Annotated in this window: 21 protein-coding genes; 5 read left to right on the top strand and 16 right to left on the bottom strand. The window is 74.0% G+C overall.

Features of this window, described 5'->3' with window-relative positions; translation table 11 throughout:
- Positions 1–19: 19 nt before the first annotated feature.
- From ACIQU6_RS25265 to ACIQU6_RS25290, 6 genes are all read right to left on the bottom strand, one after another.
- Positions 20–1270, bottom strand: a complete 1251-nt coding sequence (locus ACIQU6_RS25265) for an acetylornithine transaminase (RefSeq protein ID WP_403483943.1) — start codon at positions 1268–1270, stop codon at positions 20–22.
- Positions 1267–2220 (bottom strand): acetylglutamate kinase, encoded by a 954-nt coding sequence (gene argB / locus ACIQU6_RS25270; RefSeq protein WP_403483944.1) that lies wholly within the window; start codon positions 2218–2220, stop codon positions 1267–1269. The genes ACIQU6_RS25265 and argB overlap by 4 nt, the downstream gene beginning before the upstream one ends.
- 85 nt (positions 2221–2305) lie before the next feature.
- Complete coding sequence (gene argJ, locus ACIQU6_RS25275) at positions 2306–3463, bottom strand: bifunctional glutamate N-acetyltransferase/amino-acid acetyltransferase ArgJ (protein ID WP_403483945.1); 1158 nt, start codon at positions 3461–3463, stop codon at positions 2306–2308.
- Between the two features lie 127 nt (positions 3464–3590).
- Positions 3591–4619 carry an N-acetyl-gamma-glutamyl-phosphate reductase gene (gene argC / locus ACIQU6_RS25280; protein WP_403483946.1) on the bottom strand — a complete coding sequence of 343 codons (1029 nt, stop codon included), beginning with the start codon at positions 4617–4619 and terminating at the stop codon, positions 3591–3593.
- Between the two features lie 90 nt (positions 4620–4709).
- On the bottom strand, positions 4710–6287 hold the full coding sequence (locus ACIQU6_RS25285; RefSeq protein ID WP_403483947.1) for a N,N-dimethylformamidase beta subunit family domain-containing protein: 1578 nt from the start codon (positions 6285–6287) through the stop codon (positions 4710–4712).
- A 210-nt stretch (positions 6288–6497) separates the two neighbouring features.
- A complete protein-coding gene (locus ACIQU6_RS25290) occupies positions 6498–6689 on the bottom strand; it encodes a DUF1059 domain-containing protein (protein ID WP_403483948.1) in 192 nt (63 codons plus the stop codon).
- A gap of 310 nt (positions 6690–6999) precedes the next feature.
- Here ACIQU6_RS25290 and ACIQU6_RS25295 point away from each other — a divergent pair, with 310 nt between their 5' ends.
- Entirely contained in the window at positions 7000–7773 is a 774-nt protein-coding gene (locus tag ACIQU6_RS25295) for a LuxR C-terminal-related transcriptional regulator (RefSeq protein WP_403483949.1), read from the top strand.
- A 35-nt stretch (positions 7774–7808) separates the two neighbouring features.
- Here ACIQU6_RS25295 and ACIQU6_RS25300 read toward each other — a convergent pair whose 3' ends face one another.
- Positions 7809–8270 carry a GNAT family N-acetyltransferase gene (locus ACIQU6_RS25300; protein ID WP_403483950.1) on the bottom strand — a complete coding sequence of 154 codons (462 nt, stop codon included), beginning with the start codon at positions 8268–8270 and terminating at the stop codon, positions 7809–7811.
- Positions 8271–8333: 63 nt separating this feature from the next.
- A complete protein-coding gene (locus ACIQU6_RS25305) occupies positions 8334–9800 on the bottom strand; it encodes a PLP-dependent aminotransferase family protein (protein WP_403483951.1) in 1467 nt (488 codons plus the stop codon).
- On the opposite strand from ACIQU6_RS25305, the gene ACIQU6_RS25310 reads away from it, so the two are divergent.
- Both ACIQU6_RS25310 and ACIQU6_RS25315 read left to right on the top strand, forming a co-directional pair.
- A complete protein-coding gene (locus ACIQU6_RS25310) occupies positions 9799–10755 on the top strand; it encodes a DMT family transporter (RefSeq protein WP_403483952.1) in 957 nt (318 codons plus the stop codon). The two genes, ACIQU6_RS25305 and ACIQU6_RS25310, sit on opposite strands and share 2 nt — an antisense overlap.
- A gap of 184 nt (positions 10756–10939) precedes the next feature.
- The gene (locus tag ACIQU6_RS25315) at positions 10940–11149 is read left to right on the top strand and encodes a DUF1918 domain-containing protein (protein WP_403483953.1); all 210 of its coding nucleotides are present in this window, start codon (positions 10940–10942) and stop codon (positions 11147–11149) included.
- Positions 11150–11196: 47 nt separating this feature from the next.
- Here the strand turns inward: ACIQU6_RS25315 and ACIQU6_RS25320 are convergent, their stop codons facing one another.
- Positions 11197–12417 (bottom strand): glycoside hydrolase family 10 protein, encoded by a 1221-nt coding sequence (locus ACIQU6_RS25320; RefSeq protein ID WP_403483954.1) that lies wholly within the window; start codon positions 12415–12417, stop codon positions 11197–11199.
- 159 nt (positions 12418–12576) lie between these two features.
- On the opposite strand from ACIQU6_RS25320, the gene ACIQU6_RS25325 reads away from it, so the two are divergent.
- On the top strand, positions 12577–13446 hold the full coding sequence (locus ACIQU6_RS25325; protein ID WP_403483955.1) for a 3-hydroxybutyryl-CoA dehydrogenase: 870 nt from the start codon (positions 12577–12579) through the stop codon (positions 13444–13446).
- A gap of 411 nt (positions 13447–13857) precedes the next feature.
- On the top strand, positions 13858–14115 hold the full coding sequence (locus ACIQU6_RS25330) for a hypothetical protein (RefSeq protein WP_403483956.1): 258 nt from the start codon (positions 13858–13860) through the stop codon (positions 14113–14115).
- 22 nt (positions 14116–14137) lie between these two features.
- Here the strand turns inward: ACIQU6_RS25330 and ACIQU6_RS25335 are convergent, their stop codons facing one another.
- From ACIQU6_RS25335 to rplT, 7 genes are all read right to left on the bottom strand, one after another.
- Positions 14138–14668, bottom strand: coding sequence for an NUDIX hydrolase (locus tag ACIQU6_RS25335; RefSeq protein ID WP_403483957.1), 531 nt, complete (start codon positions 14666–14668; stop codon positions 14138–14140).
- A gap of 48 nt (positions 14669–14716) precedes the next feature.
- A complete protein-coding gene (locus ACIQU6_RS25340; RefSeq protein WP_403483958.1) occupies positions 14717–16054 on the bottom strand; it encodes a transcriptional regulator in 1338 nt (445 codons plus the stop codon).
- 210 nt (positions 16055–16264) lie between these two features.
- A complete protein-coding gene (gene pheT / locus ACIQU6_RS25345; RefSeq protein ID WP_403483959.1) occupies positions 16265–18790 on the bottom strand; it encodes a phenylalanine--tRNA ligase subunit beta in 2526 nt (841 codons plus the stop codon).
- Positions 18790–19914 (bottom strand): phenylalanine--tRNA ligase subunit alpha, encoded by a 1125-nt coding sequence (gene pheS, locus ACIQU6_RS25350; protein WP_403483960.1) that lies wholly within the window; start codon positions 19912–19914, stop codon positions 18790–18792. Before pheS ends, pheT begins: the two co-directional genes overlap by 1 nt.
- 210 nt (positions 19915–20124) lie before the next feature.
- Complete coding sequence (locus tag ACIQU6_RS25355; protein WP_403483961.1) at positions 20125–21249, bottom strand: ATP-binding protein; 1125 nt, start codon at positions 21247–21249, stop codon at positions 20125–20127.
- A gap of 74 nt (positions 21250–21323) precedes the next feature.
- Positions 21324–22187, bottom strand: a complete 864-nt coding sequence (locus ACIQU6_RS25360; RefSeq protein WP_403483962.1) for a TrmH family RNA methyltransferase — start codon at positions 22185–22187, stop codon at positions 21324–21326.
- 139 nt (positions 22188–22326) lie between these two features.
- Positions 22327–22713, bottom strand: a complete 387-nt coding sequence (gene rplT, locus ACIQU6_RS25365; RefSeq protein ID WP_274916763.1) for a 50S ribosomal protein L20 — start codon at positions 22711–22713, stop codon at positions 22327–22329.
- Positions 22714–22729 lie beyond the last annotated feature (16 nt).

Raw genomic sequence — 22729 nt, forward strand, 5'->3', positions numbered from 1 at the left:
CGTTGGCTCAGTCTCCGGATCATCGTTCCCCGTTGGCCGCTTGCTCGGCCGTCGACAGGACGCCGGGGAGCTTCTGGAGGAAGGTCTCCACCTGCTCGTCGGAGACGATCAGGGGCGGGGCGAGCCGGACGACGTCCGGCGCGACCGCGTTGACCAGAAGGCCCGCGTCCTGGGCCGCCTGTTGCACCTGGGATGCGTGGGGCCCGGTCAAGACGATACCGAGGAGCAGGCCGACTCCGCGGACCTGGCCGACGAAGGGGTGCCCCAGAGCCTCGATCCCGGAGCGCAACCGCTCGCCGGTCCGCCGCACGTGGTCGAGCAGGCCGTCCGCCTCGATGGTGTCCAGGACGGCGAGGGCGCCGGCGCAGACGACCGGGTTACCGCTGAACGTCGAGCCGTGCGAGCCGGGGGTGAGCAGCTCGGCGGCCGGGCCGAAGGCGAGCGTGGCGCCGATCGGGAGGCCGCCGCCGAGGCCCTTGGCGAGGGTGATGACGTCGGCCTCGACGCCCTCGGCCTGCGAGGCCAGCCAGTGCCCGGTGCGGCCGATGCCGGTCTGGATCTCGTCGAGGACCAGCAGGGTGCCGGTGGCGGCGGTGATCTCGCGGGCGGCCCCGAGGTAGCCGGGGGGCGGGACGACCACGCCGTTCTCGCCCTGGACGGGTTCGAGGATGACGAAGGCGGTGTCGGTGGTGACGGCGGCCCGCAGGGCGTCCGCGTCCCCGTACGGGACGAAGGTGACGTCGCCGGGCAGCGGGCGGAACGGGTCCTGCTTGGCGGGCTGGCCGGTGAGCGCCAGGGCACCCATGGTGCGGCCGTGGAAGCCGCCGGCGGTGGAGACGATGTGGGTGCGGCCGGTCAGCCGGCCGATCTTGAAGGCCGCCTCGTTGGCCTCCGCGCCGGAGTTGGAGAAGTAGACCCGGCCGGGCCGGCCGGCGAGCGTGAGCAGGCGCTCGGCGAGGGTGACGGTGGGCTGCGCGACGAAGAAGTTCGACACATGGCCGAGGGTGGCGATCTGGTCGGTGACGGCGCGGACCACCGCCGGGTGGGCGTGGCCCAGCGCGTTGACCGCGATCCCGCCGAGGAAGTCGAGGTAGGCGTTGCCGTCGGCGTCCCAGACGGTGGCGCCCTCGCCCCGGACGAGCGGGAGGCGGGGGGTGCCGAAGTTGTCCATCATGGCGCCCTGCCAGCGCCGGGTGAGCCCTTCGTTGGTGGCCGGTCCGTGGTCGGTCGTGGTGTCCCCGGTGGCCGGGGTCGCTGCCGCGGTGTTCATTCCGTCCCCTGTGCGGTGTGGTGTGCGGTGGCCTCGGCGCCGTCGGAGCACGGATCGGGATCCGGGACGACCATGGTGCCGATGCCCTCGTCGGTGAAGATCTCCAGCAGGATCGAGTGTTGCACCCGGCCGTCGATCACCCGGGCGGTGCGCACCCCGCTGCGCACCGCGTGCAGACAGCCCCGCATCTTCGGGACCATGCCGCTGGCCAACTCGGGCAGCAGCGTCTCCAGTTGGCTCACGGTGAGCCGGGGGATCACCTCGTCGCTGTGCGGCCAGTCCTCGTAGAGGCCCTCGACGTCGGTGAGGACCATCAGCGTCTCCGCGCCGAGCGCCGCGGCCAGTGCGGAGGCGGCGGTGTCGGCGTTGACGTTGAAGACGCCGGAGGGCTCGCCCGCGTCGCTGGAGCGGGCGATGGACGAGATGACCGGGATCCGGCCGTCGTCCAGCAGCGTCCGCACGGCACCCGGGTCGATCTCGGTGATCTCGCCGACCCGGCCGATGTCGACCCGCTCGCCGTCGACGTCGGCGTAGTGCTTGGTGGCGGACATCAGGTGGGCGTCCTCGCCGGTCATGCCAACGGCGAGCGGGCCGTGCTCGTTGAGCAGGCCGACCAGCTCGCGCTGGACCTGGCCGACGAGCACCATCCGGACGACGTCCATGGCCTCGGGCGAGGTGACCCGCAGGCCGCCCTTGAACTCCGACGCTATGCCGAGGAGTTCGAGCTGGGCGCTGATCTGCGGGCCGCCGCCGTGCACCACGACCGGGCGCAGTCCGGCGTGCCGCAGGAAGACCACGTCCTGGGCGAAGGCGCGCTTGAGCTCCTCGTCCACCATCGCGTTGCCGCCGAACTTGATCACCACGGTCTTGCCGTGGTGCCGGGTCAGCCAGGGCAGCGCCTCGACGAGGGTGCGGGCCTTGGGGAGCGCGGTGTGCTTACGGGTCGTCATGCGACGGTCTCGTTCCGCTCGGTGAGGGAGGCGTGGGGTGCGTGGGGCGTCCGCGGGTGCGCGGCGGGGTCGGCCGTGGGGCCGGTCACGAGGAGTACGCGCTGTTCTCGTGGACGTAGTCGGCGGTGAGGTCGTTGGACCAGATCACCGCGGACTCGGTGCCGGCGGCGAGGTCGGCGGTGATCCGCACCTCGCGGTAGCGCATGTCCACCAGCTCGCGGTCCTCGCCCACCGAACCGTTCTTGCACACCCAGACGTCGTTGATCGCGACGTTGAGCCGGTCCGGGTCGAAGGCGGCGGCGGTGGTGCCGATGGCGGAGAGTACCCGGCCCCAGTTGGGGTCCTCGCCGTGCAGGGCGCACTTGAGGAGGTTGTTGCGGGCGATGGAGCGGCCGACCTCGACCGCGTCGTCCTCGCTGGCGGCGTTGATCACCTCGATGCGGATGTCCTTGCTGGCGCCCTCGGCGTCGCCGATCAGCTGCCGGGCCAGGTCGTCGCAGACCTCGCGGACCGCCGCGGCGAAGGAGTCCGGGTCCGGGACGACGCCGGAGGCGCCGGAGGCCAGCAGCAGCACGGTGTCGTTGGTGGACATGCAGCCGTCGGAGTCGACCCGGTCGAAGGTGGTGCGGGTGGCGCCGCGCAGCGCGGCGTCCAACTGCTCGGCGGGGACGTCGGCGTCGGTGGTCAGCACCGCGAGCATGGTGGCGAGGCCGGGCGCGAGCATGCCGGCGCCCTTGGCCATGCCGCCGACGGTGACGCCCTCGGGGGTGGTGACCTGGGCGGTCTTGTGGACGCTGTCGGTGGTCTTGATGGCGATGGCGGCCTTCTCGCCGCCGTGGCCGGTGAGTTCGGCGGCGGCCTTCTCCACGCCGGGCAGCAGCTTGTCCATGGGCAGCCGCACCCCGATCAGGCCGGTGGAGGCCACCGCGACCTCGCCGGCGCTGTGCCCGTCCAGCACCTCGGCGACCTTCTCGGCGGTCGCATGGGTGTCCTGGAAGCCGAGCGGACCCGTACAGGCGTTGGCGCCACCGGAGTTGAGGATCACCGCGGAGACCCGGCCGCCCTTGAGGACCTGCTCGGACCAGAGGACCGGCGCGGCCTTGACGCGGTTGGCGGTGAACACGCCGGCGGCGGCCAGCCGCGGCCCGCTGTTCACCACGAGGGCGAGATCGGGGTTCCCGTTCTCCTTGATCCCGGCGGCGATGCCCGCCGCGAGGAAGCCCTTGGCTGCCGTCACACTCACTGGTTCTCCTCGTTCGCCCCGCCGCAGCAGCGGCTCGTGTCGTTGTCGGCCGCGTGGTGCGGCGACGCCCCTTCGGTCGTGGACCGCGGCCCGGCGGCCGCGCGTGCTCCGCCGGGAAGCCCCCGGCTCACGGCGCGACCCCGGTCGCGGACAGGCCCAGGTCCTCGGGGAGGCCGAGGGCGATGTTCATGCTCTGGACCGCGCCGCCGGCGGTCCCCTTGGTCAGGTTGTCGATCGCGCTGATCGCGATGATCCGGCCGGCCGCCGGGTCGAGCGCCACCTGGATCTGCGCGGCGTTGGAGCCGTACACGGCCGCGGTCGCGGGCCACCGGCCCTCGGGCAGCAGCCGGACGAACGGCTCGCCGGCCAGCGCCTTCTCGTACGCGGCGCGGACCGACTCGGCGGTCACCCCGGGCCGGGCCTTGGCCGAGCAGGTGGCGAGGATGCCGCGCGGCATCGGTGCCAGGGTCGGGGTGAAGGAGACCGACACCGGCTCGCCGGCCGCCGCGCCGAGGTTCTGCGCGATCTCCGGGGTGTGCCGGTGGCCGCCGCCGACGCCGTACGGGCTCATCGAGCCCATCACCTCGGAGCCGAGCAGGTGCGGCTTGAGGGCCTTGCCGGCGCCGGAGGTGCCGGACGCCGCGACGATCACCGCCTCCGGCTCGGCGAGGCCGGCCGCGTAGGCGGGGAAGAGCGCGAGCGAGACGGCGGTGGGGTAGCAGCCCGGGACCGCGATCCGCCGGGCCCCGGCCAGTGCCGCCCGGCCGCCGGGCAGCTCCGGCAGGCCGTACGGCCAGGTGCCGGCGTGCGGCGAGCCGTAGAACGCCTCCCAGGCGGCGGCGTCCCCGAGCCGGAAGTCGGCGCCGCAGTCCACCACCAGTACGTCGGGGCCGAGTTGCTCGGCGACCTCGGCGGACCGACCGTGCGGCAGCGCCAGGAACACCACGTCGTGGCCGGCCAGCGCCTCGGCCGAGGTGGGCGCGAGTTCCCGGTCGGCGAGCGGGGCGAGGTGCGGCTGCAGGTCGCCCAGGCGCTGCCCGGCGTTGGAGTGCCCGGTCACCGCCCCGATCTCGACCCGGGGATGCCCCAGGAGCAGGCGCAGGACCTCGCCTCCCGCGTATCCGCTCGCTCCGGCGACTGCTGCTCGTACCGTCATGGCCGCTCGACCCTCCTCTTCGATGGCATGACTATACGAAAGGTGGCAGTTTTATGCAATGGTCGCCTTGGGGCTCGCGTCGGTGCCCGCTCATCCCCCGTACACGCGGTCGGCGTTGCGCTCCGGCGCCGGGCGGTGGCGGGCCGCCGGGCCCGCGGCGAAGGCGCGCAGCAGGTTCTCGGTGGTGCGGGTGACGAAGGCGCCGGTGCGGCGGTCGAGGCCGTGGTTGCGGCCATTGTCCCGGGTGCCGGCCATGAGGGCCTCGACCCAGCGCATGGTGCCGGTGGCGAAGACCCCGGCTCCGCTGGGCACGGTGTAGTAGGCGGAGTCGGCGTGGCTGGCGCGGCCGCGGCAGACCAGCGGGGAGTGCGCGACGATCTCCAGGTCGGCGGGGGTGGGGGCCTCCGGCGTGACCCGGTCGTACTCCACCCCGACCAGGTGCGCGAAGGCGTCCCCGGGCCTGACCCCGGTGCCCTCGAAGAGCCAGTGGTCGGCGCCGTGGACGACGTAGGGCGCGTCCGTCGGGTAGCCCTCGTAGAAGACGCCGGTGAGGGAGGACTCGGGGTCGGCGGCGGGCGGGGCGCGGAAGTCGTGGGTGGGCGGGGCCTGGTGGGCGGCGAAGGCGGGGTCGTCGCGGTAGGCGGTCTTGTAGCACGTCACGGTGGGCGGCCCGCCGTTCGGGCCGGCGTCCAGGCGGACCCGGCGGAAGCAGGCGTTGGCGCCGAGGAAGGCGACGTTGGTGCCGGCGTCGCGGGCCCGGGTGACGTGCGCGCGCTGCTGCGGCGTCCAGTACTCGTCGTGGCCCGGGGAGAGCACGGCGGTGGCGCCGCGCAGCGCGTCGGCGTCGCGGTGGACGTCGAGCGAGGTGGTGTAGGCCAGCGGCAGCCCGAGGCGTTCGGCCAGCACCACCAGGGCGCGCTCGTAGACCAGGAACTTCTCGGCGCCCGAGGCGTCGTAGGGGCGGTCGAAGGCGACGGCGAGGGAGCGGCCGGCGTAGTCGCCGTCCCGACCGCGGTAGAGGCTGTGGTCGCCCCAGGCGTTGTACGCCTGCCAGGTCGTCACCGCGTGCATCAGCACGGTGCGGCCCGCGGCGGCGGGCGAGCGGACCACGAGCGGGACGTAGCGCTGGTGGCCGTGGTCGGCGTCCAGGCGCAGCAGGTAGGCGCCGGGCGGCCAGCCGTCGGTGCGGACGGCGGTGGCACGCGGCCAACCGGCCCGTACCGTACGGGTCTTGGGCAGCAGGTGCGGGGCGGGGGCGCGGCGTCCGGCGAGGCGGTCCGAGCGCCACACCAGGCGGGCCTGGGCGCCGCCGTACCAGCCGACCCGGTAGGCGGAGATCCGGAAGCCGGGCGCGGTGGTGGAGACGTGCAGGCCGAACTCCTCGCCGGGGAGCACGCTGACGCGGTCCGGGTAGCCCTCGATCGCGTCCGACGGGCCGGTGGCGCGCAGTCGCCAGTCGGGGCTGCCGGGGCGGTCGCGCTCGGCGGCGAGCGGGTCCGCGGGGCGGCCGCCGCGCGGACCGTCGCGGGAGGTGTCGCAGCCGGTCAGGCCGGTGGCCAGGGCCGCGAGCCCGGTGGCCGCGCCGAGGAAGTGCCGGCGGTCCAGGCCGGGCCGCGGGCGGTCCCCCGGGCCGTCCGCCCCCGCGTCGTGCGCCGCGCCGTCCGCCATCGGCTCGCTCCCGTCCGTGCGTCCCCGGTGGTGCCCGACGGCCTCGTCGCGGCGGTGTCGCCGGGCGGGCGCCGGGTGCCCGTTCCAGGACGATCCTGCGCCGGGCGGCGCGGCCCGACGACCGCAGCGGGCCCGAACGCGGGTACCGGGAGCGCGCGTGCCCGGCCGCCCCTGGGAACGACCGGGCACGACCACCGCTCCACCGGTGGCTCAGGCGGGCTGTGGCATCTCGTTCCTGAGGGCCTTACGGAGTTGCTCGCGCAGTTCGGGGCTGTCCGTGTGGCCGTGCACGGCGATCGCGTGCGCAGTGGCGGCGCGGAGCACTTCCTCCTCCTCGCCGGCGATGACGAGGGTGCACTGCTTCTCGCTCGGGTGGTCCCGGCAGTCGATCATCTTGCGCATGCCCCACCACCTCCTCGTCCTCCCAGTCTCGGCCGGCGGCGACGGGCCCGCCCGGCGGGTACGGGGAACCGCGTATGGCGCTGCCGCGGCCCCAACTGGTGCAGTAGAAGGGAGCAGACGACGGTCACGGCGGTCTCCGCCCGTCAGGGCGGGAAGCGCGTCCATGCCGTCGGGCGCCTCGCGCGCCCGACGCCCCCGGCCGGTCTTCCCCCGGCCGGCCGGGCGGCCCCGCTCCGGACGGCTCCCGGGCGCCTCGGGAGCCGCCCCGAGCGGCCTTGACCACTGCCGGGGGGCTCGGCACGCTGGACGTATGAGCACGGCCGCCGAGGCCGGGGTGCGGCGCATCCTCCCCGTCGTGGACCTCCTCATCGACGCCGTGGACGAGGACGTCCTGGTTCCGGCGCTGCTGCCGTTGCTGCTCGACGCGCTCCCCGGCGACAGCGTCATCTGGTCGCCCCGCCCGGACCCGGCCCACCCGTTGCGCACCCTCCCCGAGGACCTGCTGAGCCGGGACGTGCTGGACGCCTTCGACCGCGGGTGGTGGTGCGACTCCTTCGTGCGGCACACCCGGCTCGGCAGCGGCACCCCGCTGCGCCGCTCCGCCCTGCAGACCGCCGGCGAGTTCCACGCCCTGCCCGTCTACCCCGACGTCTACCGACCGTTCGGCGCCGAGCGGCAGTTGGCGATGTCCTTCCCCGCCGGGTACGCCGCGGGCGGGCCGCGCCGGGTCGCGGTGGTGGTCAGCCGGGGCCGCCGGGACCGCGACTTCAGCGACGCCGACGTGGCCGCCGCCGGCCTGCTGCGCGCCCGCCTGGTCCGGGCCCTGGGCCGCCTCGCCCCACCGCCCCCGGAGCCGGCCCGGGACCTGGTCACCCGCCGCGAGTCGGCGGTGCTCGGCCTGCTCGCCGACGGCCTGACGAACCAACAGATCGCGCACCGGCTGGAGATCAGCCCGCGCACCGTCGACAAGCACCTGGAGCACGCCTACGCCAAGCTGCGGGTCGGCGGCCGGGTCGCGGCGGCCAACGCCTGGCTGATGCGGACGGGCGGGCCGGCCGACCGCCCCCCGGACGCCGGGGCGTGAGCCCCATGTGCCCGGCGGCCGCGGCGACTTGACTGTCAGGCGGTCTCCGGGGCGACGGGCCCCGGGTCGAGCAGCCCGAGCGTCATCCACTGCTCGGGCGCGACCAGCGGCCGGAAGCCGACCTTCTCGTAGACGCCGTGCGCGTCCTTGGTGGCGAGGGTGATCCGGGCCAGCCCGTGCGGCTCCAGTTCCGCGGCGACGGCCTCCACCAGGGCGGCGCCCAGGCCCTTGCCGCGGTCGTCGGGGCAGATGTAGACGTCGCAGAGCCAGGCGAAGGTGACGTAGTCGGTGACGATCCGGGCGTAGCCGACCTGGCGGCCCGAAGCGGCCTCGTACAGGCCGAAGTTGAGCGATCCGGCGACGGCCCGGTCGTGGTGCTCGCGGGTCCGGCCCAGGGCCCAGTAGGAGTCGGTGGCCAGCCAGCGGTGGACCAGGGCCACGTCGAGCCGGTCGGGGTCGGTGGAGATCTCGTAGCCGTCGAGGGCGCGCGCGTTCATGCCGGGAGACTGGCAGATGGGGCGCGCGGAGTCGAACGGGTACCCGGGGCCGCCCCGACCCGCTCAGCCGACCGGGACGCCCAACTCCTCGCAGGCGGTGCGGAGCCTGCGGACGCCCTCGTCCAGTTCGCCGGGGCCGGCCGCGGAGGCGAAGCTCAGCCGCAGGTGGGCGGCGGGCGGCTCGGCGGGGAAGTAGGGGCGGCCGGCCGCCACCGCGACGCCGGCGCGCAGCCCGGCGCCGGTCAGCGCCGCCTCGTCGGTGCCGTCCGGCAGCCGCAGCCAGATGTGGCAGCCGCCGCGGGCGGTGAGGCTGCCGGGCTCCGCGGCGACCAGCGCCGGCACCTCGCGCTCCAGCGCGGTCCGCATCGCCTGCCGACGGGTCGCCAACTCCCCGGCCACCAGCCGGAGATGACGACCCCAGGCGGGCGAGCCGACGAGCTCCAGCGCGGCCTCCTGGAGCGGCCCGGGCACGAAGAAGCTGTCGACGACCTGGATCGCGCGCAGCCGGTCGAGCACCGGGCCGCGGGCCGCGAGGGCGCCCACCCGCAGGCTCGGGGAGGTGATCTTGGTGAGCGAGCGGACGTGCACGACGGTGCCGTCCGGGTCGTCGGCGAGCAGCGTCGGCGGCAGCGCGGGCGCGTCGGCGTGGCCCAGGAAGCGGGCGAAGTCGTCCTCGACGACGAACGCGCCGGCGGCCCGGGCGATCCGCAGCACCTCCCGGCGGCGCTCGGCGGCCAGCGCCGCGCCGGAGGGGTTCTGGAACAGCGGCTGGCAGACGAACAGCCGGGCACCGCTGGCCCGGAAGGCGTCGGCGAGCAGATCGGTGCGCACGCCGTCGGCGTCCATCGGGACCGGGACGGGGCGGAGGCCGGAGGCCCGGGCGACCGCCAACATGCCGGGGTAGGTGGGCGATTCGAGCAGGACCGGGGCGCCGGGCGCGGCCAGCGCGCGCAGCGCGGCGGTCAGCGCGCTCTGCCCGCCGGCGGTGATCAGGACGTCGCTGGCGGCGAGCGGTCCGCCGGGCCCGCCGATCTCCCGGGCGAACCACTCGCGCAGCTCCGGCACCCCGTCCAGGGGCGGTCGCCCCCAGGCGCCGGGCCGCCGTCCGGCCCGGGCCAGCGCGGCGGCCAGGGCGCGTTCGGGCTGGATGGAGGGGTGCAGATAGCCGCCGTTGAACTCGATGACGCCGGGCGCGGGAGCGGCGAGGGTGGCCAGCACCCCGGTGGCGTCGACGCTGCGCGGCACCTGGTCGCCGGCCGGCTCGGCGCTCAGCGCGATCTCCTGCCAGGAGGTGTCGACCCGGCGGGGCGCCGCGCCGCGCGGCTGGGCGCGGAACGCCCCGGCGCCGGGGCGGGTGACGACCAGCCCCTCGGCGACGAGCACGGCCAGCGCCCGGGAGACGGTCACCGGGCTGACCCGGTGCCGCTCGACCAGCGCCCGACTCGACGGCAGCTTCTCACCCGGAGAGTAGCGCTCCAGCTCTTTCCGCAGGCTCGCGGCCAGTTCGGCTCCACTGCTACGCTCATACATGAGAGCCAATGATAGCGCTATCGTCCCGGCGTCGATAGCAGTCGCCACCCCGGCCCCCGGCCCCGCCGCACCCCTCCCGGCGCCGCCGGGCCGCGCGTCCGGCTCCGGCGCCCTGCTCGCCGTCCTCGGCGTCGCCTCCTTCTCGCTGACCTTCCCGGCGACCGCCTGGGCCCTTGAGGGGATGGGGCCCTGGACGGTGGTGATGCTGCGCAACGTGCTGGCCGCGGCGCTGGCCGGCGCCTGCCTGCTGGCCTGCCGGACCCGGGTGCCCGCGCGCCGCCACTGGTTCGGCATCGCCGTGGTCGCGGCCGGCGTCGTGCTGGGCTTCCCGATCCTGACCACCCTCGCCCTGCAGACCTCCACCACCTCGCACGCCGCCGTGGTCGTCGGCCTGCTGCCGCTGACCACCGCCGCGTACTCCGCGGTCCGCACCGGGTCCCGCCCGTCCCGGACGTTCTGGATCGCGGCCCTGGTCGGCGCGGCGCTCGTGATCGCCTTCGCGGTGCTGCAGAGCGGCGGCACGCCCAGCACCGGCGACCTCTACCTCTTCGCGGCGCTGGTGCTGTGCGCGGCCGGCTACGGCGAGGGCGGGCGGCTGGCCCGCCAGATGCCGGGCTGGCAGGTGATCGGCTGGGCGGTGGTGCTGTCGCTGCCGGTGACCGTGCTCGGCGGGGCGCTGTCGCTGTACGCCGAGCCGGCGCCGCGGTGGACGGGCCACTCGGTGGCCGGACTGGTGTGGCTGGCGCTCGGCTCGACGTTCCTGGGGATGATGGTCTGGTACCGCGGGATGGCCGCCATCGGCATCTCCCGGGCCAGCCAGCTCCAGCTCGCCCAGCCGCTGCTGACCCTGGTCTGGTCGGTGGCGCTGCTCGGCGAGCACCTGCCGCCGGCCGCCCCGCTGACCGCGCTCGCGGTGCTGGCCTGCATCGTGGTCACCCAGCGGGCACGTAGCTGACGGCCGGGTGCCGGGCCGCCCTCACCGGGTGCGCCCCGGCACCCCGGACCTAAACTGGCGAACGACGGCAGGTAGTGCCGTCCGGGCCGCTCGCGGGCCCGCAAACCGTTGGCCGCCCCACCGCCCGGCCGCCGTGCGCGTCGGCCGCCCCGGTCGGCGGCCGCCCGAAGCGGGAGGAGCCCAGATGCACGCGAAGACGGGCGACCGGCTGCTGGTGCACGGCAGGACCGTCGGTCACGGCGACCACATCGTCGAGATCGTGGAAGTGCTGGGGACCAACGGCGAACCGCCCTTCCGCGTCCGCGCCGAGGACGGCCACGAAACGATCATGTGGCCCGGTCCGGACTGCGTCGTCCAGCACCCCAAGTCCACCGAACCCCACACCATCCGCTAGCGGACCGCGCGGTGGTGGCGGGCCGCCCGCCACCGCCGCTTCGGTGCTCACGGCCGGGCCGGGCCGCCGTAGTGGTCCTTCACCACCCGGGCCAGCGCGCCCAACGGGTCCTTCACCACGTCCTTGGTCGAGAAGTAGACGTGCCCGCCGACCTGCGGATAGCGGGCGGCGAAGGTGAGGTGCCGGGAGAGTTCGGCCGGGTCCTGCCAGGCCGCGGGCTGCGCGGTCCGGCCCGCCTTGTAGAGCGCCTCGCCGATGTAGAGCGCCACCCGTGTGCCCGCCACCGTCCTGGCCCACCACGTCACCAGCTCCGCGTAGTCGGCGGCGGCGAAGCCCAGCGGCCAGTAGACCTGCGGCACGATCGAGTCGACCCAACCCTCCCGCACCCAGCGCCGGGTGTCGGCGTAGAGGTCGTCGTACGCCTGCACCCCGGCCTCGGTCCGGGAGCCGTGCGGATCGGTCGCGCTGTTGCGCCAGACCGCGAACGGGCTGACGCCGAACGGTACTTGGCGGCCGACCCCGGCGAGCCGCTGGTGCATCTCCCGGATCAGCAGGTTGACGTTGTCCCGCCGCCAGTCGCCGCGGCCCGCGAACTCCCCGCCGTACTCCTCGTAGGCCGCGTCGTCGCCGAACGCCTGACCGGCGACCGGATACGGGTAGAAGTAGTCGTCGAAGTGCACCCCGTCGAGCGGGTAGCGGCGGACCGCGTCCAGCATCGCGTCCTGGACGAAGCGGCGGACCTCGGGCAGCCCGGGGTTGTAGTAGAGCTTGCCGGCGTACGGCACCACCCAGCTCGGGTGCCGGCGGGCGGGGTGACCGGGGACCAACCGGCCGAGGTCGGTGTGGTTGGCGATCCGGTACGGGTTGAACCACCCGTGCAGCGCCAGGCCGCGCCGGTGCGCCTCCCGGACCGCGAAGTCCAGCGGGTCCCAGCCCGGATCGCGGCCCTGCACTCCGGTCAGGACCTGCGACCAGGGCTCGTACGGCGACGGCCACAGCGCGTCCGCGGTCGGCCGCACCTGGAAGAACACCGCGTTCAACCGCCGCCGGACCGCGGCGTCCAGGAGTCCGACCAGTTCCCGCTGCTGGGTGGCCCGGTCCAGGCCGGCCCGGGACGGCCAGTCCAGGTTGGCCACCGTCGCCAGCCACATCCCGCGCAGCTCCCGACCGGCCGGGGCGCCCCGGCCCGCCCCGGCACCCGCGCCGAGCAGCCAGGAGGCCGCCCCCAGCGCCGCCGCACCGAACCCGCGGCGTGAGATACCTCGCATGAAAAGCCCCCATCTCGTCCGATTCGTCCCGAGTAGCAGCCTCAGAATGCCCGCCCCTGCGCCCTCCTTCCGGCACCGCGCGGAGTAACGTCAAGGGCGAGGCGGCCGCCTAACCCTTACGGCGGACCGCCGGTCCTGTAGATCAGCGAAAGGCACGAGGTGACGGACTCATTCGCCGACATTGCACGCGTCGGAGTGGTCGGCTGTGGCCAGATGGGCGCTGGCATCGCCGAGGTGTGCGCCCGCGCCGGGCTGGACGTCAAGGTCGCGGAGACCACCGGTGAGGCACTGGAGTTGGGGCGCACCCGCCTGACCAACTCGCTCGACAAGGCCGCCGAGCGCGGCAAGATGACGGTCGCCGAGCGCGATGCGACGCTCGGCCGGCTCAGCTTCACCACCGACCTCGGCGAGTTCGCCGACCGTGACCTCGTCATCGAGGCGGTGGTCGAGAACGAGCAGGTCAAGACCGAGATCTTCCAGGTCCTCGACCAGGTCGTGGTCCGCTCGGACGCCATCTTGGCCTCCAACACCTCGTCCATCCCGCTGGTGAAGCTGGCGGTGGCGACCTCCCGGCCCGACCACGTCATCGGCATCCACTTCTTCAACCCGGCACCGGTGCAGAAGCTGGTCGAGCTGATCCCCGCGCTCACCACCAGCGAGGAGACCCTCAAGCGCGCCGAGTCCCTGACCCAGGACGTGCTCGGCAAGCACGCCATCCGCGCCCAGGACCGCTCCGGCTTCGTGGTGAACGCGCTGCTCATCCCCTATCTGCTCTCCGCGGTCCGGATGTTCGAGTCGGGCATCGCCAGCCGCGAGGACATCGACAACGGCATGGAGTTGGGCTGCGCCCACCCGATGGGCCCGCTCAAGCTCTCCGACCTGATCGGCCTGGACACCGTCGCCTCGGTCGCCGCCTCGATGTACGACGAGTACAAGGAACCGCTGTACGCCGCTCCCCCGCTGCTCCAGCGGATGGTCGACGCGGGCCGGCTGGGGCGGAAGACCGGGTCGGGGTTCTACTCCTACTGAGCCTGACTCCCCCGGCGAGGCCGCCGCTTCGCCGGGGGATGTTGCGTGGGCCGGCCGCCCGGGCGGAAAGAGGGGGGCCCTCCGCCCGGGCGGGATACGAGGGCCGTCCGCCCGCCGCTCGGGGGAAAGTTCGGCGGGCGGACCCGGCCGGCGGGCGCCCGACCGCCGGCGTTCGTCCCCGTAAGAAGAGTGAACTCCCTTCCGGCCGTTGATGACAGAGTGTGAATGCGCCAACTCGGCGCGCGCGCTTCGCACCCCGTGCGAAACGCTCACCGAGCGTCACTTCGCACGGGGTGTGAACCACTGACCCGCATCTCCCCGCCGCACACGCTCCCGCCTTCTCCCCCAGCGCAGTTGACTGGTTCCGGTAACCACCCGACCGCCACCAGGAGAAGGAAAGAGGAGCGGAACGTGACCGCCCATCGGGATCCCGATCTGATCGCCGCCGACTTAGCGGAGCTGCGACGCCTACTCGACGTACGCACCGCCACGGTCGACGGCCAACTCAGGCTCCAGGCCCAGCGCTGCGAGCAGACCACCCGCGACGCGGACGAACTCCAGGCCCGCGTCACGCGGTTGGAGAGTCGACGCTGGCCACTGCCCTCGCTCGCCGCCCTGGCCGGGCTCGTCGCGGGGGCCGCCGCCCTGTGGCAGGCGTACGGGCGCTAGGGCCGGAGCGCCCCGACCGGCATCAGCCGAGCCGGATGTGGTGGAGCATCAGCAGGGCCGCGGCCATGTTCGCGGCCGGCACCTCCCCCCTCGCCACCATGTCGGGCACCAGCTTGAGGTCGACCCACTCCCGCCGGTCCGACTCGAAGTCGTCCTGCGGAACGCCCAGGTACTCGGCCTCTTCGGACCAGTAGATGTGGTGCCGCGCGTCGGTGAGGCCGTTGGACGGCTCCACCGAGAGGAGGTGATGGAGGGACCCGGGTCGCCACCCGGTCTCCTCCTCCATCTCGCGCGCGGCCGCGATGACCGGGTCCTCCCCGTCCTCCACGACGCCGGCGGCCAGCTCCCAGCCCCAGCTGTCGGTGATGAAGCGGTGCCGCCACAACAGCAGCACCTCATTGGCCTCGTTGACCGCGGTGGCCACCGCGACCGGCCGCATCCGGATCAGGTAGTGATCCAGATGACGGCCGTCGGGGAGTTCCACGTCGGCCAGGTTGACCCGGAACCAGGGATTCGCGTAGACCGGCTTTTCGCTGAGGTTGTTCCAACGCACGTAACTGCCACCTTCCGCTTGAGGGCCGGCAAGGTGACACGAGCCCGGTCACAGCGGAACGCGCAGCACCTCGTCGATGAGATCGGCAGCCTCGTCCGTCGCGGAGCTCCCGGTCTCCGCCAGATGCTCGCGCACGGCCCGCAGCCGGTCCCGCAGGCGCTGCGACTCCATGCCCCGAGCCTGCTCCGTCATCTCCGCGGCATTGGCCACGGCCCGGTCCGCATCCCCTTGGCGCAGCTCGATATGGGTGAGCATGGCCAGCCGGTGAACCCGGCCGCGGTCGTGTGCGGGGGTGTCCACGGCGGCGTCCGCCTGCTCCCGGGCGGACCGCAGGTCCCCCAGGCTGAGCAGCGCCTCCGCCACTTGTACGTTCACCAGGCCCGGCTGCACATAGCCGGTCTCGGCGGGCTCCAGCCCGGGGCGGATCCGGTCCGCCGCCGACTCGGCCCGTCGGATGCAGTCCAGCGCGCCGGAGCCGTCGCCCAGCCGCGCGTACGCCTTGGCCTGCATCGCGTGCAGATCGGCCGACAGCGCCGGGGTGAGCTGCCCGCCGGCGGTGCGCAGCGCGGCCTCCGCGAAGGCGACCGCCTGGCGGTACTCCCGTACGAAGAGGGACTGGTTGACCAGCAGCGCGATGATGTACGCGCCGAGACCGCGGTCCCCGCTGGCCTTGGCTAACCGCAGCGCCTGATGGAAGTAGCGCTGGGCCAGCCCGAGAGCGTCCGAGTCGTACGCGCAGATGCCCGCGACGGCGACCAACCCACCGGTGGCCCGGTGCAGTTGACGCCCCGTCGCATCGCTGTAGCTGCCCCGCAGCAGCGGCGCCGCCTCGGCGTTGAGGAATCCGACGATGCGTGTTCTGGTAGCGATACCACCCGCCTTCCGGTACATCTGCTCGTAGTGGGTCCGCGCCGCCCGGAGCATCTCGATGTCGGCCATGCCGACCCGGGTCAGCCCCTCGCGCGAGACGTCGAAGTCCTCCGGCGGGTTCTCCCACTCCCAGACCGGAATGATCGCCGACGTTCCGGTGAGCGCGGGCGCCGCGACCACGTGCGGCCGCTGCTGTTCGTCGGACCGCCACAGCGCGGTGGCCCGCTCGACGAACCCCGACAGCAGGGTGTCCGGAGTCCGGCGCGCCCCCGGGCCGCTGAACCCGATGTCGCCCAGGCCCACCGGCCGGCGCAGCCGTTCGCCGAGCACCTCGCAGATCAGGTCCGGCACCTGCCCGCGCGGGCGCTGCCCCTTGAGCCAGCGCGCCACGGCGGTGTGCTCGTAGCGCAGCGCGAGCCCGCGCCGCCGCCCGAGTTCGTTGATCCGGGCCGCCAGCCCGGCGTGTGAGATGCCGGCCTCGTCCAGGATCGCGTCGAGCAACGTGTTGGGCTCCATGGCTCGCCCCCCAGGGACGTAAGGACTCCTTAAGTCCAGCGTAATCAGGGGGAGTTCACACGGGGTGTGAAGCGGCCACGAGCGGGGCGCGGGCCCGTCCGGGGTCGGGTATGGGCGGGTTGCGGGTGGGTTGGGGATGGCCGGAAAGCGACGGGCCCCCGTCCACGGAGCGTGGACGGGGGCCCGTTCGGGGCCTCGATGGGCCGGACGTCAGCCGCGCAGGGCCGCGCCCACCCGCTCGACCGCGACGGCGACCGCCGCGTCCCGGGCCGCCGTGGCCTCCTCGGCCGTCAGCGTCCGGTCGGACGCCCGGAACCGCAGCGCGTACGCCAGGGACTTCCTGCCCTCGCCCACCTGCTCGCCGGTGAACACGTCGAACAGCCGCACCGACTCCAGCAGTTCGCCGGCGCCGGCCCGGAGGGCGGCCTCGACGTCCGCCGCCGCCACCGACGCGTCGACGATCAGCGCGACGTCCTGCGTGGCGACCGGGAAGGTGGAGATCCGCGGCGCCTGCTGGGCGCCGGCCGAGGCCCGCTCCAGCCGGTCCAGGTCGATCTCCATCGCGCTGGTGCGCTCGGGCAGCCCCAGCGCCTTGACGACCCGCGGGTGCAGCTCACCGGCGTTGCCGACGAGGATCTCCTCGCCGTCGACCACCGCGAGCAGCGCCGCGCACCGGCCGGGGTGCCACGGGGCGTGCTGGTCCTGACGGACCATCAGCTCGACGCCCGCCTCACGGGCCACGGTCCGGCCCGCCTCGATGGCGTCCGCCCAACCGGTCGGATAGCCCTCGCCCCACCAGCCGGCCTGCTCGCGCGCGCCGGCCAGCACCACGGCGGCCCGCCGCGGCTGCTGCGGCAGCGAGGCGTCCAGCGAGGCGATCTCGTCGTCGGTCGGCCGGCGGTCGACCACCAGCCGGCGGGCCGGCTGCTCCTGACCGGTGGCCCGGAACACCGGACCGGTCTCGAAGAGCGCCAGGTCGTGGTTGCCCCGGCCGACGTTGCGGCGCAACGCGCCCAACAGCCCGGGGACCAGGGTGGTGCGGAGGTCCGGCTCCTCGTCCGAGAGCGGGTTCACCAGCGTGACCGCGTCCCGTCGCGGGTCGTCCGCCTCGATGCCGAGCTGGTCCAGGACGGCCGAGCCGGTGAACGGGTAGTTCAGCGCCTCGACGTAGCCGGCGCCGGCCAGCGCCCGGCCGACCCGGCGGTGCAGCCGCTGACGCTCGGTCAACCCGCGGCCGGCCGGCGGCAGCGGCAGCGTGGAGGGCAGGTTCTCGTAGCCCTCCAGCCGGATGACCTCCTCGGCCAGGTCGTTGGGGTCGCTGAGGTCGGGGCGCCAGGACGGCACCGTGACCACCAGCTCGTCCTGGCCGTAGACGTCGCAGCCGACCTGCTGGAGGCGGCGGACGACGGTCTCCCGGCCGTACGGGACACCCGCGACCTTGTCCGGGTGGTCCGCGGGGATGCTGACGGTGCGCGGCCCGCGCGGCGAGACGATCTCGGTGACGCCGTCCTCGACGGTGCCGCCGGCGAGCAGCACCAGCAGGTCCACGGTGCGCTGCGCCGCCGCGGACGCCGCCTCCGGGTCCACCCCGCGCTCGAAGCGCTTGGCGGCCTCGGAGGAGAGCCGGTGGCGGCGGGCGGTGCGGGCGATGGAGATCGCGTCGAAGTGCGCGGCCTCGATCACCACGTCGGTGGTGCCGTGCAGTTGGCCGGACTCCGGGTCCGCGGCCGGCGCCTCGATCTCGGTGTTGGCGCCGCCCATCACGCCCGCCAGCCCGATGGGGCCGCGGTTGTCGGTGATGACCAGGTCCTCGCCGTCCAGCACCCGCTTGGTGCCGTCGAGGGTGACCAGCTCCTCGCCGGGCGTGGCACGGCGGACGCCGATCGGGCCGTCGACGGTCGACCGGTCGTAGGCGTGCAGCGGCTGACCCAGCTCCAGCATCACGTAGTTGGTGACGTCCACGGCCAGCGAGACCGGGCGCATACCGGCCTTCTGCAGCCGGCGCTGCATCCAGATCGGGGTGCGGGCCTCGGGGGCCAGACCGCCGACCGTACGGGCGGTGAAGCGGTCGCAGCCGATCGGGTCGGCGACCTGGACCGGGTAGCCGCCGGCGTTCGGCGGCGCCACGTCCAGCAGCGCCGGGTCGCGCAGCGGCAGGCCGAAGGCGGTGGCCGCCTCGCGGGCCACACCGCGCATCGACAGGCAGTAGCCGCGGTCCGGGGTGACGGCGATGTCCAGCACCTCGTCGCGGAGCTCCAGCAGCTCGATCGCGTCGAGGCCCACCTCGGTCTCCGGCGGCAGCACGATGATGCCGTGCGTGCCGTCGTCGCCCATGCCCAGCTCGTCGCCGGAGCAGATCATGCCGTGCGACTTCTTGCCGTACGTCTTACGGGCGGCGATCTTGAAGTCACCGGGCAGCACGGCGCCGGGGAGGACGACCACGACCTTGTCGCCGACCGCGAAGTTCCGCGCACCGCAGACGATCTCCTGCGGCTCGCCGGTGCCGTTGGCCCGGCCGACGTCCACCGTGCAGAAGCGGATCGGCTTCTTGAAGCCCTCCAGCTCCTCGATGGTCAGCACCTGGCCGACGACCAGCGGGCCGGTGAGGTCTGCGCCGAGCTGCTCGACGGTCTCGACTTCCAGGCCGACCGCGATGAGCTTCTCCTGTACGTCGCGGCCGGTCGTCGTCGCCGGCAGGTCGACGTATTCCCGCAGCCAAGAAAGCGGGACCCGCATCAGATCTCCATCCCGAACGGCCGGGTGAACCGGACGTCGCCCTCGAACATGTCGCGCATGTCTTCCACGTTGTGCCGGAACATCAGCATCCGGTCGATTCCGAACCCGAAGGCGAAACCGCTGTACTTCTCGGGGTCCACACCACAGGCGACCAGCACCTTGGGGTTGACCATGCCGCAGCCGCCCAGCTCGATCCAGCCCTCGCTGGAGCAGGTGCGGCACGGCCGGTCCGGGTTGCCCACGGACGCGCCGCGGCAGACGTAGCAGACCATGTCCATCTCGGCGGACGGCTCGGTGAACGGGAAGTAGTTCGGCCGCAGCCGGGTCTTCATGTCCGGGCCGAACAGCGCCTGGACCATGTGGTCCAGGGTGCCCTTGAGGTCCGCCATGGTCAGGCCCTCGTCGACGGCGAGCAGCTCGATCTGGTGGAAGACCGGGGAGTGCGTGGCGTCCAGCTCGTCGGTGCGGTAGACCCGCCCCGGGCAGACGACGTAGACCGGCGGCTCCCGGTCGACCAGCGTGCGGGCCTGCACCGGCGAGGTGTGGGTGCGCAGCACCACGCCCGACTCGTCGCCCTGCGTGCCGTTGCCCTGCACGAAGAAGGTGTCCTGCATCTGGCGCGCGGGGTGGTCCGGCACGAAGTTGAGCGCGTCGAAGTTGAACCACTCGGCCTCGACCTCGGGGCCCTCGGCGACCTCGTAGCCCATCGCGACGAAGACGTCCGCGACCCGCTCCATGAAGGTGGTCAGCGGGTGCCGGGCGCCGGCCGGGACCCGGTCGTACGGCAGCGAGACGTCCACTGCCTCCTCGACCAGGACGCGCGCGTCGCGCTCCGCCTCCAGCTCTTCCTGACGGGCCTTGAGCGCCTGGTTGACCCGCCCGCGGGCCTGGCCGACGCGCTTGCCGGCGTCCGCCTTGGCCTGCGGCGGGAGGGCGCCGATCTCGCGGTTGGCGAGCGCCAGCGGCGAGGTGCCCCCGGCGTGCGCGGCCTTCGCCTGAGCGAGCGCGTCGAGGTCACCCGCGGCGGCGATGGCGGCCAGCGCCTCGTCGACCCGTCGGGCGATCTCTTCCGGTTTCAGGGCTTCGACCTCGACAGGGTCGTACGACTTATTGGGTGCGGACATCTCTTCCCGTGCTTCCGGTGGTGTGGCTTGGCGCGGCTCGCTTCGCCTCGGCTCTGCGCCCGCGTGTCCGCGATGCCTGTGCGCCAAAGGTGCCAAAGGTCAAGTCTAAGGGGCGGGCCGCCGGCGGCCCGCCCGCCCCTCGGTCGGGGCACCCGCCGCGCCCACCCGTCGCCCGGCCACCACCCCTGTCCGACGCTTCGCGGCCCCTCTTCATGCCAGGAAGGCCGGCGCCGCGACGGGCAGGCTGAATCGGAACTGGGCGCCGCCGGCCGGGGCCCGGCCGACCGTGATCGTGCCGCCGTGGGCCTCGACGATGCCCTTGACGATGTAGAGGCCGAGCCCGGTGCCGCCGCGCTTGCTGCCCCGCCAGAAACGGGTGAAGACGCGGCTCATGGACTCCTCCGGGATGCCGGGACCCTCGTCGCTCACGGTGACGCTCGTCCCCTTTCCCCCGCTGGTGTCCTTCACCGGCCCGACCTCGATGGTGACCGTTCCGTCGCCGTGGCGCACCGCGTTTTCCAGGAGGTTGCCGAGCACCTGGTCCACCTTGTCCGGGTCCGCCCACAGGTCGGGCAGCGGCTCCATCATCCGGATCAGGAAGCGGTCCGGCCGCTGGCCCGCGGTGGTCTGCGCCTGCACGTGCCGCCGCACCGCGGCGATCATGTCGACCCGCTGCCGACGGACCTCCAGCCGCCCGGAGTCGATCCGGGAGATGTCCAGCAGCTCGGCGATGAGCCGGGTGACGCGGTTGGCGTCGGCGTCCACCGTCTCCAGCATCAGCCGCTTCTGGTCGTCGGTGAAGCGTTCCCACTTCTGGAGGAGGGTGGCGGTGAAGCCCTTGACGGAGGTCAGCGGCGAGCGCAGCTCATGGGCGACGGTGGCGATCAGCTCGGCGTGGCTCAGCTCGGTGCGCCGCCGCGCCTCGGTGCCGCGCAGCGCGATCACCAGCCGCCGCACCGGCCCGGCCGGCCGACTGCGGACGTAGCGCGCGGAGACCAGCACCTCCCGCCCGCCCAACAGCAGGTTCCGCTCCGGCTGCCCGCGGCGGATGGCCAACCCCCCGTACGGGTCCGTCAACTGCCACCAACGGCGGCCCTCCAGGTCCTGGAGGGGCAGGGCGTCCCCCACCGGGCGACCCAGCGCGTCCGGCGCGGCGATCCCGGTGATCCGGGCGGCGGCGGCGTTGAAGCAGATCACCCGGCCGTCCTCGTCGGCGACGACCAGACCGTCGGGGAGGTCGTCGGGCCCCACTCCGAGCGGCCCCGCGACCGCGCCGGACGCCTCGGGCCCGCCGTCGGCGGCGGTCGCCGCACTGGCCGAAGTCCTCGCCGTCATCGCCGTGTTACCCCCTTCCGGGCCGGAGCTGGTCACACTACTAGCTCGGCCCGGCCCCACCGTCGGGATCGCGACTACGCCCCTCCCGCGGGTGACGTCGCGCGGCAGCCGCCGGTCGTGCGCTGGGCGCGCGCGGAGGCGTAGAGGCACACCGCGGCGGCGGTCGCGAGGTTGAGGCTCTCGGCCTTGCCGTGGATCGGCACCCGCACCACCGCGTCGGCCAGCGCGCGGGTCTCCACGGGCAGCCCCCACGCCTCGTTGCCGAAGAGCCAGGCGGTCGGCCCACCCATCGAGCCGGCGTCCAACTCCGCGTCCAGATCGCGGTCGCCGGCCCCGTCCGCGGCCAGCACCCGCACCCCGGCGCCGGTCAGCCCGGACACCACCTGCTCGACCGGCACGCCCACCGCGACCGGCAGGTGGAACAGCGAACCCACCGACGCCCGCACCGACTTGGGGTTGTAGAGGTCCACCGAGGCGTCGGTCAGCACCACCGCGTCGGCGCCCGCGGCGTCCGCGCAGCGCAGCACCGTACCGGCGTTGCCGGGGTCGCGGACGTTGGCCAGCACCGCGACCAGCTGCGGGCGGGCGGCCAGGATCTCCTCGAACGGCGAGTCCAGGAACCGGCAGACGCCCACCAACCCCTGCGGGGTGACGGTCTGCGAGACGTCCGCGACGGTCCGGTCGTCGGCGAAGTGCACCGGCACCCCGGCACCGCGGGCCGCCTCGACGATCTCGGCGTGCCGCTCGGCGGCCTCGACGGTGGCGAACAGCTCGATGAGGGTGGGCGATCCGCCGGCGCGGTGCGCGACGGCCTCGCGGACGGCCTGCGGGCCCTCGGCGATGAACCGGCGTTCCTTGCCCCGGAAGTGGCGCCGGGCCAGCCGCCGGGCGGCGGCGACTCGCGGGGAACGCGGGGAGATCAGCTCGGGGGTGCCCATGGGCGGCGGCTCGCTTCTTTCGTTCGGTGCGGGGACCCGGCGCGGACCGGGGCCGGAAACGCGGCGGACCCGCAGGCCGGGGCCCGCGGGTCCGCAATCCCGACGTCGTGCCGACGTCAGTACGCTGTCAGGCTGAGCCTCAGGCGGCAGCCTTCGGGGCGTTGACGTCGCTCGGCAGCGCCTTCTGCGCGACCTCGACCAGCGCGGCGAACGCGTTGCCGTCGTTCACGGCCAGGTCGGCGAGGATCTTGCGGTCCACCTCGACGTTGGCGGCCTTCAGACCCTGGATGAAGCGGTTGTAGGTCATGCCGTTGGCGCGGGCAGCGGCGTTGATGCGCTGGATCCACAGCTGACGGAAGTCGCCCTTGCGCTTCTTGCGGTCGTTGTAGTTGTAGACGAAGGAGTGGGTGACCTGCTCCTTGGCCTTGCGGTAGAGGCGGGAGCGCTGGCCGCGGTAACCGCTGGCCTGCTCCAGGATCGCCCGGCGCTTCTTCTGGGCGTTGACTGCCCGCTTGACGCGTGCCACTTGTTAACTCCTTGTA

Source organism: Streptomyces sp. NPDC090442 (assembly GCF_044769405.1).
In the GTDB taxonomy this organism is placed as follows: Bacteria; Actinomycetota; Actinomycetes; order Streptomycetales; family Streptomycetaceae; genus Streptomyces.